Raw genomic sequence first — 13610 nt, 5'->3', positions numbered from 1 at the left:
ACAGAGCACTTACTCGATGATGCCAATCTCTTTGGAGAGCTTGGTCACGTCTTCAATGCTGCCAGCAACGAAGTTGTACATGTCGTCGCCAAAGTTGTTGAAGGGCGCCATGGCCGCAGCCTCGAGCGTCCCCTGGAAGCCCGGATCGGCAACCATTGTCTGGATGGCATTGCTCCAGAACGCCTTGGCCTCATCCGAGGCACCTGCCGGCATGTAGAGACCGCGCCAGTTTGCCCCGATCACGTCGTAGCCTTGCTCTTTGGCTGTCGGAATGTCTGGAAAGTTCTTCAGGCGCTCCGGCCCCATGATCGCGAGAATCCGGATGTCACCGGATTCAAGGAAACCCAGCATCTCGGAAAAGTCGCCGGACAAGGCCTCGACCGAACCAGAAAGAAGACCTGTCATGGCTTCGCCGCCGCCAGAGTAGGACACGTATTTCATCTGCGTGACGTCTGCCAGGCCAGCCTCGCGGGCAAGCAACATTGGCTTGATATGGTCAAAGCTGCCAACAGACGACCCACCGGCGATGCCAACAGACTTTGGATCGGCCAGGATGTCATCCATCATCTCGTTGAGCGTCTGATATTTTGAATCCGCGTTTACCGCGATGGCACCGTATTCCGCCCCAAAGGTCGCAAGGAAATGGACATCGTCCTGCTCGGCACCTTCATAGATGCCCTGCGCGATCCGCGCGCTGGTCGACATGGATGCCGCCACGATCAGGTTGTTGTCTTCGTTGCGTTCCTGCGTGACATGCGCAAACGCAACACCACCACCGCCACCCGACATATTGGTGACCTGCATCGAGTCCTCGATGACACCCAGGTCAAACAGGTATTTCGCGGTGGTCCGGCAGATAAAGTCCCACCCGCCGCCGGGGTTAGACGGCGCGATGCACTGAGGGCTTTCAGCTTTGAATTCGGCTGACGCGGTCGTCACGCCAGCCACGGACGCTGCAATGGCGAATGCGCCAATGCGAGTAAGGTTCATAAACACGTGGTTCCTCCCAGATGGTGTTTTTCGACGCGCGATTCCCGCGCTGGTCAGGAAAATTGCACATGTGGTTATAAAAAGCCAATCTTATTCTGGATTTTGGAACTCACAAAACCACAAAACGGCACCCACCTTGGAGAAGATTCCGCACATTTAATTGTTTTTGCTACATATTTCAGGTTTACGCCCCCTCAACCCGCGCCCTGACCGACCAACCTCCCGAACCAAAAATCCAATTTTCTGGTAAGAATCCGATCTTCTCGACCATGCAAAATGCAAAAAGTTTGCATTTTTGATTATAGAAAAGCACAAATGCAGCTATGCTGACGGAGTAACGTGCAATCTGCGCGTGGTTTGTGACGTGGGAAGGCCAACAGCGGTGCGAACAAGCGACCTTTCGATGAAGATTTCACAACGGCTTCTTCACGACATTCTTTCCGGCGCATTGGACAGCGGCCAGCATATCAGCGCGCAACAGGTCGCTGACCGCTATGGCGTTTCCAGAACCCCCGTGCGCGAGGCACTGGTCAACCTGGAACAACAGGACGTTCTGGTGCGGCAGGAAAACCGTGGATACTTCGTCGCGGATAAACTGCCCCAGACGATCAAAGATCAATTGGCCGCTACGGACGACGCAGAAACCAGCGACTATCAAAGGTTGGCACACGATTGGCTGACCAATGAAATCGCAGAAGAGGTCACCGAACAGGCGCTGCGGCAACGGTATGGATGGACAAAGGCCAAGGTTGGAGAGCTCTTGGTGCGCGCCGCCAGAGAGGGGTGGGCAGAACGCAAAGAAGGATATGGCTGGCGCTTCCTGCCCGTCGCCAAAACCCCCGAAGCCTTTGACGAGATCTACAGGTTCCGGTTGGCGATCGAACCTGCCGCCATGCTGGAACCTTCATTCGAACTCGACCGCAAAGTGTTGGACGAGCAAAGGCGCATACAGGAAGGCATGCTTGAAATAGACATGGATGTCGCGCACGGGCAGTCGCTGTTGGAAAACGGCTCCTTGTTCCACGAAGAGATCATCAAACTGTCCGGAAATCCGTTCTTTCTGATGGCCCTGCAACGGGTCAACCGTATGCGCCGGTTGATGGAATACCGCGCCGAGATCAACCGCGAGCGGTTGGTCGAACAATGCACCGAACATCTAGAAATACTGTCCTTGCTGGAACGCGGAAACATCGTGGATGCGTCCTATAGGATGCGCCAGCACCTGAGCGGCGCGCTCAAGCGCAAGTCGCCCTTGACCTGGAGTTGGGCGGCCGATGCAACCGGGTCTGAACGCTGATCTGACAATGCCAGAGACACCGCAATGCGACGCCGACAGTCTGCGTCTGGCTAATCGCCACTCGCATATCGATGCAGCGCCTCGTTTCAGTCTCGCCGATAGTGTCGGACTCCAAAGCTCGCTGCCATATGTATCCGCAGGTTGGCCCCAGCCGGACACTCACCACGCGCCACTCAAACACACCCAAGCCCACTTGCCGCGCGCCCTGTCTTCGCCCATAACCCCGCGCCATGGCCAAGCAACTCGACTACCATACGATCCGCGCGATCTTTACCCGGTTTCAGGACGCTGACCCCGAACCAAAGGGCGAATTGGACCACGTGAATGTCTACACCCTCGTGGTGGCCGTGGCCCTGTCGGCGCAGGCCACGGACGCAGGCGTGAACAAGGCGACCAAAGCGCTCTTTCAGGTGGCCGACACGCCGCAAAAGATGCTCGACCTCGGACTTGAGGGGCTGACCGAGCATATCAAGACCATCGGCCTCTTCCGCCAAAAGGCCAAGAACGTGATGAAGCTCTCCCAGATCCTCGTCGACGACTATGGCGGCGAAGTTCCCAATTCCCGTGCCGCACTGCAATCGCTGCCGGGTGTGGGGCGCAAGACCGCCAATGTCGTGCTGAACATGTGGTGGAGCTTTCCGGCGCAGGCCGTCGACACCCACATCTTTCGCCTTGGCAACCGGACGGGCATTGCGCCCGGCAAGACCGTGGACGCCGTCGAACGCGCCATCGAAGACAACATTCCCGCAGACTTCCAACTGCACGCTCACCACTGGATGATTTTGCACGGGCGCTACCATTGCAAGGCACGCAAGCCGCAATGCCCGACCTGCATCATCCGCGATCTCTGCCCGTTTGAGGACAAAACCGAATGACCAAATACACGCTCGCTGGCATCGGCAACGCCGTTGTCGATGTGATCTCCCATGCTGATGACAGCTTTCTTGATCTCATGGGGATCGAAAAGGGGATCATGCAGCTGATCGAACAGGACCGGGGCGAGGTGCTCTATGCTTCCATGACCGAGCGGCTGCAAACCCCCGGCGGGGCGGTGGCCAACACGATTGCGGGCGTGGGCGCGCTGGGCCTGCCCACGGCGTTCATCGGGCGGGTGCATGACGATGCGCTGGGCCGGTTCTATGCCCAGTCGATGGCCGAAAGCGGCACGGATTTCGTGAACGCGCCGGTGCCGGATGGCGAATTGCCGACCTCACGCTGCATGATCTTTGTCACGCCCGATGGCGAGCGGTCGCTCAACACCTATCTGGGCATCTCGACCGAACTGGGCCCCGAGGACGTGCCAGAGGCCGTCGCCGCAAGCGCCGAGATTATGTTCCTTGAGGGGTACCTCTTTGACAAGGACAAGGGCAAGGAGGCGTTCCGCCAGGCCTCGCGCTTCACGCGCGGCGCGGGCGGCAAGGCGGGCATCGCCATTTCCGACCCGTTCTGCGTCGACCGGCACCGGCCCGATTTCCTCGACATGATCGGGAACGAGCTGGACTATGTGATCGGCAACGAACACGAAATCAAATCCCTGTTTGAAACCGACGACCTTGAGGCGTCAATGGCCAAGACGGCGGACATGATCGACCTGATGGTCTGTACCCGGTCAGGCGACGGGGTCACGATCATCGGTGGCGGCGCGCGCCACGACATCCCGGTCGAGACGATCACACCAGTGGATGCCACAGGGGCGGGTGACCAGTTTGCCGCCGGGTTCATCTATGGCATGGCGACGGGCGCGGATCTGGCGACCTGCGGGCGGATGGGCAACCTGTGCGCCGCCGAGGTCATCAGCCATATCGGCCCACGCCCCCAGATTGACATGAAACAGCAATTTGCCGCTGCGGGCCTGATCTGACCTTTGCCCGGTTTGCGCGGTTGAACTTGCATATTTTAGGAACAATGAAGCGATGCTGAGCGACGGATATCACGATGTACCCAAGGGCAAAGTCGCCACAGTGGTCACACACCTGGAGATGCTGTCGCGGGTCGAAACGCGCGACGTGCCCGCGCCCGAGGGCTGGCGGCTGACACGGATCCAGACGCCGACTGTGCCGTGGTATCGCGCGATCTATACATCCGTGGGGGCCGATTGGCTGTGGTTCGGGCGGATGAAACTGCCCGATGCCGAGATTGACACCGTGCTGTCCGATCCCAAACTGCATGTCTACACCCTGCAAAAGGACGGCACCGATGGCGCGCTGCTCGAACTGGATTTCCGTGTCGATGGGGAATGCGAGCTGGTCTATTTCGGCCTCATCCCCGAGCTGATTGGCACGGGCGCGGGCCGGTTCCTGTTGAATGCCGCCATCGACGCCGCATGGTCAGAGCCGATCAAACGGTTCCACGTCTATACATGCACGCTCGACAGCCCTCAGGCGCTGGGGTTCTACCGGCGCTCGGGCTTTGTGCCGATCCGGCAAAAGATCGAGATTGCCGACGATCCGCGCCTCACCTTTGGCTATGACCGCGCATTGGCGCCGCATGTGCCGATCTTTGAGCCCTAATAGTTTGCCAGCGGCTTGCATGTGCGCCCGGCAAGGCAATCCTTGACCTGCTGCACATCCGCATCTGTCGGACGGCCAAACATGAACCCACCACAGATGTTGGTGTTCAACACATAGCTGTGCGACGTCTTGCGCAGAAACCCGAGCATCGGACCGGGCTGGGGCTGTGGGCACCACGGCCCGGCGCAACGCACCTCCAGCACCACATCCGTCGCAAAGGGTTGCGCAATCCCGCGCACCGTCAGCGCCTCGCCCTTGAATGTGGCAGGGATCAGCGTCACTGGTGGCGTGTCCTGCTGGGCCTCCCAATCCACCTGCGGCGCAGCACTTGCGTCAAAGTCGAGCGTACCCAGCACCGGCACATACGCCGCCTCGGCGTCAGCGGCCTGATGATAGGCGTCTGTCACCCCGTGCGGCACACAGGACAGGGCAAAAGCAGGCAGGGGGGCCATCACGGCCAAAACACTCAGAACACGCAACATCGTTGGACCTTTCGTCGGGAACACGTGCCACTGATCTGGGGTCACAGCGCCCTGATATGCAATATCACCTCACAGATGGGCGGCAAATTCCGCCAACACCCGCACATAGACATCCCGCTTGAACGGCACGATGGCGTCCGGCAGATCGGCAGGGGCCATCCACTTCCACGCCGAGAACTCGGGGTGTTCGGTATCGAGGTTGATCACGTCATCCGCACCGTTGAACCGCATCAGGAACCACTTCTGTTTCTGCCCCCGGTACTTACCCTTCCACAGCTTGGGGATCAGGTCGTGGGGCAGCTCATAGGGCAGCCAGTCGTCGCTTTGCGCGATGATCTCGACCATGGCCGCAGGGATCGAGGTTTCTTCTTCCAGCTCGCGCAGGGCTGCCGCGCGCGCGTCCTCGCCCTTGTCGACGCCGCCCTGCGGCATCTGCCAGGCGTCGCGGTACCGGTCGGTGCGCTGGCCGACCCAGACGTGGCCCTCGGCATTGATCACCATGACACCCACATTCTTGCGATAGGGCAGTTTTTCGATCTCTTCGGGGGTCATGTCAGCACCTTTTCCATCTCGGCCCGGTCCAGTGTTTCACCATTCCGGGGCACGGTTTCATGCCGGATAACACGGAAACCCTGCGCCGCAAATGCGGGCTGCGCCATCAGCGACGCGTGGACCCACAGGCGGCGCAGGCCCTCGGCACGCGCGTCCGCCTCTGCACGGGCAAAGAGGGCCGAGAACACGCCGCGCCCCTGCCAGTCGGGCAGCACAAAGGTAAAGTCGACATATGTCTTTTGCCGCGCCATGAACCCGATCGGGGCGCCATTGGCCTCGGCCACACGTACCGTCATCGGGGTCAGCCGCGCGGCCCAAGGCGCACCCGCCGGCGGTTCAGCACACCATGCGCTGCGTTGCGCGGGCGTGTAAGCGCTGTGGCCCTCGTGGATGGCGCGGAACATGATGCGACCCAGGGCGTCCTGCTCTCCGTCGAGGGTGGGGCGTACGTGGATATCTGTTGCCTGTGTCATGGGTGTACCGTCCGGTTGCCAAAGGGTCTGGCAAGAAACGTCGCTATCGTCCTGCCCATATCTCTGTGTCACCCCTACCGCATGTGTTCAGCGCGCAAAACCGCACAAACCTGTCCCCGCGGGGACAGGTGGTGTTTGCATGACGCCGCGTTGCGCGTGACATCGCGCGGGCTATACCTGACACCAAGGGGATATCACGTTCGGGAGGGAACCATGACAGCCTATCCACACATGCTCGCACCGTTGGACCTTGGGTTCACGACGCTCAAGAACCGCGTGCTCATGGGGTCCATGCACACTGGGCTCGAAGAGACCAAGGACTGGAACCGCGTGGCCGAGTTCTATGCTGAACGTGCGCGGGGTGAGGTTGGTCTGATGGTGACGGGTGGGATTGGTCCCAATCTCGAGGGGTCCGTGCTGCCCGGCGCCGCGATGATGACCACGGATGAGGATGTTGCAAATCATGCAATCGTGACTGAACGGGTGCATGCAAACGGCGGCAAGATCGCGATGCAGATCCTGCACGCGGGCCGCTATGCTTACGGGCCGATGTGTGTGGCGCCCTCTCCGGTGAAGTCACCGATCTCTCCCTTCCCCCCGGCCGAGCTGGACGAGGACGGGATCGAGAAGCAGATCAGCGACATCGTCGCCACCGCGGGCCGTGCAAAAGCGGCAGGCTATGATGGGGTCGAGATCATGGGCTCCGAGGGGTACTTCCTCAACCAGTTCCTGGTCACTCACACGAACAAGCGGACCGACCGCTGGGGTGGCTCTTACGAGAACCGGATGCGCTTGCCTGTTGAGGTGGTGCGCCGGACGCGCGAGGAGGTCGGCACCGACTTCATCATCATCTACCGCCTGTCGATGATCGACCTCGTGCCCAACGGCTCCACCTACGAAGAGGTCGTGCAGCTGGCGCAGGAGATCGAGAAAGCAGGTGCCACGATCATCAACACAGGCATCGGCTGGCACGAGGCGCGCATCCCCACCATCGCAACCTCCGTCCCACGCGCGGCCTTTGCCTGGGTGACGAAAAAGCTGATGGGCAAGGTTTCCATCCCCGTCATTACGTCGAACCGCATCAACACGCCCGAAGTCGCCGAAGAGGTGCTGTCGACAGGGTGCGCCGACATGGTGTCGCTGGCCCGGCCGATGCTGGCCGACGCGCATTTCGTGCGCAAGGCGATGGAGGAAAAGGCCGCACATATCGCGCCCTGCATCGCTTGCAATCAGGCGTGCCTTGATCACACGTTCGGCGGCAAGATCAGCTCGTGCCTCGTGAACCCGCGTGCGTGCTACGAAACCGAACTGGTGGTCGCCCCCGCAGGGACAAAGAAATCCATCGCCATCGTTGGCGCGGGGCCTGCAGGTCTGTCCACGGCGCTCACGGCGGCGGAGCGAGGGCACAGCGTCACGGTCTTTGACCGCGCGGACGAGATTGGCGGACAGCTCAACATGGCCAAGCAGGTGCCGGGCAAGGAAGAGTTTTGGGGCCTCGTCGACTGGTACCGTGCCATGGTGGCCGAGATGGGCGTGACCGTGAAACTGAACACCGAGGCGACGGTCGAGACACTGAAAGGTTACGATGAGGTGATCATTGCGACCGGTGTCCTGCCGCGCGATCCGGGCATCCCCGGTCAGGATGGCGACAACGTCCATTCCTATATCGACGTGCTGCGGCACAAGACCGAGACGGGCAAACGCGTCGCGGTCATCGGCGCAGGCGGCATCGGGTTCGACGTGTCAGAATACCTTGTCCACGAAGGCGACAGCCCGACAGAAAACCTGCCCGCGTGGATGGCCGAATGGGGCGTTGCCGACACAGAGGAACATCGCGGCGGTTTGTCCCCGCAAGGCCCGCAACCCGAAGCGCCTGCGCGCAACGTCACGCTGTTGCAGCGCAAGGCCGAAAAACACGGCAAGCGGCTGGGTAAGACGACGGGCTGGATCCACCGCGCCGCGCTCAAGATGAAGGACGTGGAATTTGTGGGGGGCGTGAACTACGAACGCATCGACGCCGACGGACTGCACGTCTCGTTCGGAGAGGCGCGCGAAAACCCCACGCTGATCGAAGCCGACGACATCATAATGTGCGCAGGTCAGGTGCCCGACCGCAGCCTCGCCGATGCGCTGGAGGCCGAAGGCATCGCCTGCCACGTGATTGGTGGCGCGGATGTGGCAGCGGAACTGGACGCCAAACGCGCGATTGATCAAGGCACACGGCTGGCCGCCACGCTCTGACACCCAGAGCGGTTGCCGCCTGCCGCGCGGGTGGGTAGCGTGAGGCCATGACCATCTGTGCCTATGACATCACCGCCACCGACCCCCGAGAAGCAGCGGGCGACACGGCCCCCGAAGGCGGCTATCGCTGGGTGCATTTCGACCTGACGGATGCGGACCTGCCTGCCTATCTTGAGGCGCATGTCCCCGCGATCCCGGCGGCGGCGCTGACCGCGCCAGAAACGCGACCGCGCGCGGACCGCTATGGCGATGGGCTGATGCTGAACCTGCGGGGCGTGAACCTGAACGCGGATGGCCCCGCCGATCAGATGGTGGCCGTGCGGATGTGGGTGACGGCACAACTGGTCGTGACGGTGCGGGTGCGCAAGGTCTTTGCCCTCGACGCGATGCGGACCGAGGCCAGTCAGGGCGACGCGCCCGCAACGCCCATGCAATTTGTGTCAACGCTGGCCACGCGATTGATGAGCCGCGTTCAGGACACCGTGTTCGACCTGTCAGGCCGTGTCGACGAGATGGAAGACAGCGTGCAGGACGACGACGCGCCGCTGCCCCCCGAACTGGCCGAGGAACGGCGCATGGCCATACGGATGCGTCGATACCTCGCCCCGCAACGGGACGCGCTGGTGGCGCTGGTGGGCATCGACAGCGGCCTGATCACCCAGGCCAACCGCGACAGTCTGCGCGAGCAGGCGAACCTTGCGAAACTGACCGTCGAAGAGCTGGAGGCGTTGATTTCCCGCATGACGGCGGTACAAGACCACCACACCGCGCAGGCCGCGCTGATGCAGGGCCACACCGGATACCTGTTGTCCATCGTGGCGGCGGTGTTCCTGCCGCTGGGATTTGTGACGGGGCTGTTCGGCGTGAACGTCGGCGGGATGCCGGGCATCGACACGCCCTGGGCCTTTGCCGCGCTGTGCATTTCGCTGGTGGTGATGACGGTGGGCGCGGTCTGGTTGCTGCGCCGCCTCAAGTGGATATGAACCACCCAGGCGGTTTATTGTCACAATTTTAACAAAAGATTTCATTGTTCGTGCGCAGTGTTCGTGGTCCTTTTGCGGAACAAGTACTTTTGCAGGACCGATCCCATCCCTTCTTCATCGCAAAAATCAATTCAAGCCGTGCGTGCGGGTATGGCAGAGGTCTATCCTCGCCTGTGGCGCTACGCGATGTCGCTGACCGGGCGGCGGGACTGGGCCGATGACTTGATCCAGACCACCTGTTTGCGGGCGCTGGACAAGGCGGACCAGTTTGAACCCGGCACCCATCTGGACCGCTGGATGTTCCGCATGGCGCAGCGTATCTGGCTGAACGAGCTGCGGTCGCGCAAGGTACGGACGGGCGGCGGACTGGTCCCTGTCGAAGAAATTGACCTGCCTGATCATTCTCCTGGCACAGAAGTGAATATTGTTGCGCGTGAGGTGTTGAACAAAGTGAACACCTTGCCAGAGGCGCAGCGCCAAGCCGTGGTTCTCGTCTATGTCGAGGGGTTCAGCTACAAGGAAGCCGCGGACATCATGGAGATTCCGATCGGCACGGTCATGAGCCGTCTTGCAGCCGCGCGCAAACGGCTGAATACGGAGATGGCCGAGAAGCAGGCAGAGGTAACATGACGGACGTGCGCCATTTCTCTGATGAAGAACTGACCGCCTTTCTGGATGGAGAGGCGGGCGATGCCTTGCATGCGGCGATTGAGGGCGCTCTGGAAACAGACGCTGTGTTGGCCGAACGCATGGCAGCGCTGGATTTGCCGTTGGGACCGATTGTGGATGCCTATGATGCGTTGTTGGCCACTGCGCCGCCGATGCCAGCGTTTGACGTGGTGATCCCCGAGCCGGTTGCCGCGCGCCCGCGCGGTTTGTGGGCCAAGGGTGTCGGGCTGTTTGGCACAGGTCTGGCCGCTGGTTTGGCGGTGGCCGTGTTCACCGGCTTTGGCACGCCCGAGCCGCAGCCCCGTGGCTGGATTTCCTTCGTGGCGAGTTATCAGGCGCTTTATACAACAGCCACGTTGGCGGGTGCGACACCGTCGTCGCAAGAGGCCGAGGTGCAATTGGCCAGTGTGTCTGATGCGCTGGGCCTTGATCTGACGGGCTTGCCTGTGGCGGAGGGTCTGACGTTCAAGCGCGCGCAGGTTCTTGGGTTCAACGGCAAACCGCTGATCCAGATTGCGTACCTGCGCGAGGATGGCACGCCGGTGGCGCTGTGCATCATTGCGTCGGGGCCGGATGACAAACCGCTGAGCATGGGTGAGGCCGAAGGGCTGGACATTGCCCGTTGGAACACGCCCGGTTTCGGGTTCCTGTTGATCGGTGGCGAGGATGCGGCGCCGCTGGCGCAGGAGGCGGAAACCTTCCGTGACTGGAGCCGTGACATCGAGGCGTAAAGGTTAACCGGTCGTTTCCATGCCATGAACGATCCCCTCAATAACCCCAGTATTATCCCACCGCTGCCCTGATTGTGCCCTGATTGAGGTCGATACCTGATCCTCGAACCGCATGATTGAAAGGGACGGGCATGGACCGCCTCACTGAAATGGAAGCATTTGCCACGGTCGTGGACCAAGGTGGCTTTACCGACGCCGCAAAGAAGATGGGCATTTCCAAGTCCGCCGTCTCAAAGCACGTGTCGTCGCTGGAGGCCCGTCTGGGCGCCCGGCTGTTGAACCGCACCACACGTCGGGTCAGCCCGACCGAGATTGGTCTGGCCTATTACGACCGCGCCCGCCGCGTTCTGAACGATGCAGGCGAAGCGGATTCGCTTGTTACCTCGATGCAATCGGCGCCCTCGGGCCTCTTGCGCATCTCGGTTGCGACGGATTTCGGGGTCAACCACCTGTCGCCGCGTCTGTCGGAGTTCCTGGAGGATTTCGAGGACATCACGGTCAACATGGTGCTGAACAACCGCTATGTGGAACTGATTTCCGAAGGCTTTGACATGGCCGTGCGCATCGGGGAGCTGGAAGACAGCACTCTGCGGGCCCGCAAGCTGACCGAGACCACCAAGCGCATGATCGCGTCACCGGAGTATTTCGCCAAGTATGGCCGCCCCGAAAAGATCGACGATCTGAACGAACACAAGCTGTTGCACTATTCCAACCAGTCTTCGGGCAACGTGTGGAAACTGACCGCACCGTCTGGCGAGAAACGTCAGGTGCGCACCGCCGGTTGGCTGAGTGTGAACGACGGGCAATCGCTGCTGAACGCCGCGATCTCGGGTCTGGGCATCGCCTACCTGCCCAGCTTTCTCTACGGAGAGGCGATGGAGCAGGGGCTGGTCGAGGATGCGATCCCCGATCTGCCGATGGAGACGCAGGGCATCTATGCCGTGTATCCCCCCGGCCGGTTCACCCAGCCCAAAGTCCGCGCGTTCATCGACTTTCTCGTGCATGCCTTTGCCGACAAGGGCCCGTCCGACTGGTAAGACTTTCTTCCGACCAACCTCCCCCTCGGTTGCACCTGCCCCGGCGTTTCAAATGCCGGGGCTTTTTCCGTGAGCCATATCGGTGGCTATTCGCTTTCGCGCACCACGATCACCTCGACCCGCCGGTTGGCGGCGCGGCCTTCGGCGGTGAGGTTGGTGGCGATGGGAGACAGGTAACCCATGCCTTCGGCCTCGATCTGGCCGCCCGGCACGCCATGTGCATTGATCAGCGCCTCGCGCACGGCGCGTGCCCGCGCCCGTGACACGTTGATGTTGGCGTCCAGCCCGCCCACGGTGTCGGTGTGGCCGACCACCGCGATCTGAAGACCGGGCCGCGCCTGCAACAGTTCGGCCAGTGCCGCGAGTTCGGGGGCATCGGGGCTGCTGAGGGTTGTGGTGCCGACGGCAAAGTCGATGCCGTGCAGCACCGCCGCCCCGGATTGCAAAAGCGCGGTTTGCAGGTCGGTTTCACCCACAGTTGGCGCGGGTGTCGCGGTGGCGACCGTCGCGGGCGTGGATGCGGGCGCAGGGTTTGCAGTTGTAACCGGCGCGTCGGGCGCATCCTGTGGGCCGACCTGAACGATCTGCAGGTATCCCGCCCCCGCCGCAGCACTCGCCACCAGTGACACAATTCCACCCGTATCTGGGTGCTGGGCGCTGAGAAAGTGGAAGGCACGGATGTTGATATACATGTTCGGCGCGGGCAGCACATCGATGGCAAAGCGGAAATCAAAGCCGCCGCAGAGGTCTTCGTCACAGTCGAGCAGGATGTCGTAGCCCGCGGCATCCAGTTGCGCCCGCAGCGGGGCAAGGATCTGAAGCGGGGTCAGGCCTGGCGAAGGCAAACGGTAGGCCCGGCGCAGCACTGCGCCCTCGGCCTGGCGCGTGGGCAGGGCGCCATCGGCAAATGGCCCAACAGCAATCGAGACCAGTTCAAGCGTGCTGTCGCGGGCGGCCGTCGCGCGGGCGTTGGTGGGCAAGGTGAGTTGCAGGGCGGCTGCGGGACCGCACAGGCCAGCCAGCACAAGGGCCAGCATGTATCGCGTGCTACGGCCCTGCTCCACGGCCCTAGCGCGCCTGTCCGTGATATTCGGGGTTTGGCACCATGGCGGTCGCACTGGCCACGCGGTTGGACATGTTGAAGAACGCGGCCACGTTGATCAGGTCCCAGATGTCGCGGTCGCTCAGGCCCACATCGCGCAGCGCCTGCCTGTCCGGTTCCTCGATCTGGGCGGAGGCCAGCGTGACCCGTTCGGCAAAGGCCAGCATCGCGCGTTGGCGCGGGGTCACGTCGGCCACACGCCAGTTCATCACCAGCGCCTCGCCCAAAGCTGGATCACCGGACAGTTGTCGCACCGCCGCGCCGTGCGCCGTCAGGCAATAGTGGCAGCGGTTCGTGGCGCTGACCACGACGGCAACCATCTCGCGTTCCAGTTTGGTCAGGCCGCTGTCGGCGAGCATCAGGTCGTTGTAAAGGCCGGTGAAGGCGTTCAGCTTGTCGATATCGAAGGCGTGCGCCTTGAGGACATTCGGCACCATGCCAAGCCGGTCCTGACAGATGGCGAAATATTTCTGCGTTGGCGCAGGCAGCGGGTCGACCATGGGCAGATCGAGGGCGGTGGGCTGGTCTGTCATGGCGGTGTCG

At 61.8% G+C, this 13610-nt stretch carries 15 protein-coding genes; 9 read left to right on the top strand and 6 right to left on the bottom strand.

All coding sequences use genetic code 11. The features are described from left to right. Nucleotides 1-9: 9 nt before the first annotated feature. Nucleotides 10-990 carry a tripartite tricarboxylate transporter substrate-binding protein gene (locus Q0936_RS02040; RefSeq protein ID WP_299295386.1) on the bottom strand — a complete coding sequence of 327 codons (981 nt, stop codon included), beginning with the start codon at nucleotides 988-990 and terminating at the stop codon, nucleotides 10-12. 403 nt (nucleotides 991-1393) lie between these two features. Here Q0936_RS02040 and Q0936_RS02035 point away from each other — a divergent pair, with 403 nt between their 5' ends. The 4 genes from Q0936_RS02035 to Q0936_RS02020 all read left to right on the top strand — a co-directional run bounded on the left by Q0936_RS02035 (nucleotide 1394) and on the right by Q0936_RS02020 (nucleotide 4797). Beyond that, nucleotides 1394-2287 carry a GntR family transcriptional regulator gene (locus tag Q0936_RS02035; RefSeq protein WP_299295383.1) on the top strand — a complete coding sequence of 298 codons (894 nt, stop codon included), beginning with the start codon at nucleotides 1394-1396 and terminating at the stop codon, nucleotides 2285-2287. Nucleotides 2288-2517: 230 nt separating this feature from the next. Continuing rightward, entirely contained in the window at nucleotides 2518-3162 is a 645-nt protein-coding gene (gene nth, locus Q0936_RS02030) for an endonuclease III (protein ID WP_299295381.1), read from the top strand. Then, the gene (locus Q0936_RS02025; RefSeq protein ID WP_299295379.1) at nucleotides 3159-4148 is read left to right on the top strand and encodes an adenosine kinase; all 990 of its coding nucleotides are present in this window, start codon (nucleotides 3159-3161) and stop codon (nucleotides 4146-4148) included. The genes nth and Q0936_RS02025 overlap by 4 nt, the downstream gene beginning before the upstream one ends. 52 nt (nucleotides 4149-4200) lie before the next feature. Next, nucleotides 4201-4797, top strand: a complete 597-nt coding sequence (locus Q0936_RS02020; protein WP_299295377.1) for a GNAT family N-acetyltransferase — start codon at nucleotides 4201-4203, stop codon at nucleotides 4795-4797. Here Q0936_RS02020 and Q0936_RS02015 read toward each other — a convergent pair. The 3 genes from Q0936_RS02015 to Q0936_RS02005 all read right to left on the bottom strand — a co-directional run bounded on the left by Q0936_RS02015 (nucleotide 4794) and on the right by Q0936_RS02005 (nucleotide 6304). After that, the gene (locus Q0936_RS02015) at nucleotides 4794-5279 is read right to left on the bottom strand and encodes a hypothetical protein (RefSeq protein WP_299377832.1); all 486 of its coding nucleotides are present in this window, start codon (nucleotides 5277-5279) and stop codon (nucleotides 4794-4796) included. The genes Q0936_RS02020 and Q0936_RS02015 overlap by 4 nt on opposite strands. Before the next feature lie 69 nt (nucleotides 5280-5348). Further along, on the bottom strand, nucleotides 5349-5831 hold the full coding sequence (locus Q0936_RS02010) for an RNA pyrophosphohydrolase (RefSeq protein WP_299295374.1): 483 nt from the start codon (nucleotides 5829-5831) through the stop codon (nucleotides 5349-5351). Continuing rightward, nucleotides 5828-6304 (bottom strand): GNAT family N-acetyltransferase, encoded by a 477-nt coding sequence (locus Q0936_RS02005; protein WP_299295371.1) that lies wholly within the window; start codon nucleotides 6302-6304, stop codon nucleotides 5828-5830. The genes Q0936_RS02010 and Q0936_RS02005 overlap by 4 nt, the downstream gene beginning before the upstream one ends. Before the next feature lie 213 nt (nucleotides 6305-6517). Here Q0936_RS02005 and Q0936_RS02000 point away from each other — a divergent pair, with 213 nt between their 5' ends. The 5 genes from Q0936_RS02000 to Q0936_RS01980 all read left to right on the top strand — a co-directional run bounded on the left by Q0936_RS02000 (nucleotide 6518) and on the right by Q0936_RS01980 (nucleotide 11965). After that, nucleotides 6518-8545, top strand: coding sequence for an NADPH-dependent 2,4-dienoyl-CoA reductase (locus tag Q0936_RS02000; RefSeq protein ID WP_299295369.1), 2028 nt, complete (start codon nucleotides 6518-6520; stop codon nucleotides 8543-8545). Nucleotides 8546-8592: 47 nt separating this feature from the next. After that, entirely contained in the window at nucleotides 8593-9528 is a 936-nt protein-coding gene (locus Q0936_RS01995) for a zinc transporter ZntB (RefSeq protein WP_299295367.1), read from the top strand. Nucleotides 9529-9678: 150 nt separating this feature from the next. Continuing rightward, on the top strand, nucleotides 9679-10158 hold the full coding sequence (locus tag Q0936_RS01990; RefSeq protein ID WP_299139018.1) for an RNA polymerase sigma factor: 480 nt from the start codon (nucleotides 9679-9681) through the stop codon (nucleotides 10156-10158). Then, complete coding sequence (locus tag Q0936_RS01985) at nucleotides 10155-10928, top strand: hypothetical protein (protein ID WP_299295365.1); 774 nt, start codon at nucleotides 10155-10157, stop codon at nucleotides 10926-10928. The genes Q0936_RS01990 and Q0936_RS01985 overlap by 4 nt, the downstream gene beginning before the upstream one ends. A 131-nt stretch (nucleotides 10929-11059) precedes the next feature. Beyond that, a complete protein-coding gene (locus Q0936_RS01980; protein ID WP_299139021.1) occupies nucleotides 11060-11965 on the top strand; it encodes a LysR family transcriptional regulator in 906 nt (301 codons plus the stop codon). Nucleotides 11966-12051: 86 nt separating this feature from the next. Here the strand turns inward: Q0936_RS01980 and Q0936_RS01975 are convergent, their stop codons facing one another. Both Q0936_RS01975 and Q0936_RS01970 read right to left on the bottom strand, forming a co-directional pair. Beyond that, entirely contained in the window at nucleotides 12052-13002 is a 951-nt protein-coding gene (locus Q0936_RS01975) for an OmpA family protein (protein WP_299297697.1), read from the bottom strand. Between the two features lie 31 nt (nucleotides 13003-13033). Beyond that, complete coding sequence (locus Q0936_RS01970) at nucleotides 13034-13600, bottom strand: peroxidase-related enzyme (protein WP_299297698.1); 567 nt, start codon at nucleotides 13598-13600, stop codon at nucleotides 13034-13036. Between the last annotated feature and the right edge of the window lie 10 nt (nucleotides 13601-13610).

It is taken from the genome of uncultured Tateyamaria sp. (assembly GCF_947488715.1).
GTDB lineage: Bacteria > Pseudomonadota > Alphaproteobacteria > Rhodobacterales > Rhodobacteraceae > Tateyamaria.
This window is presented reverse-complemented; position numbering and strand designations above follow the sequence as displayed.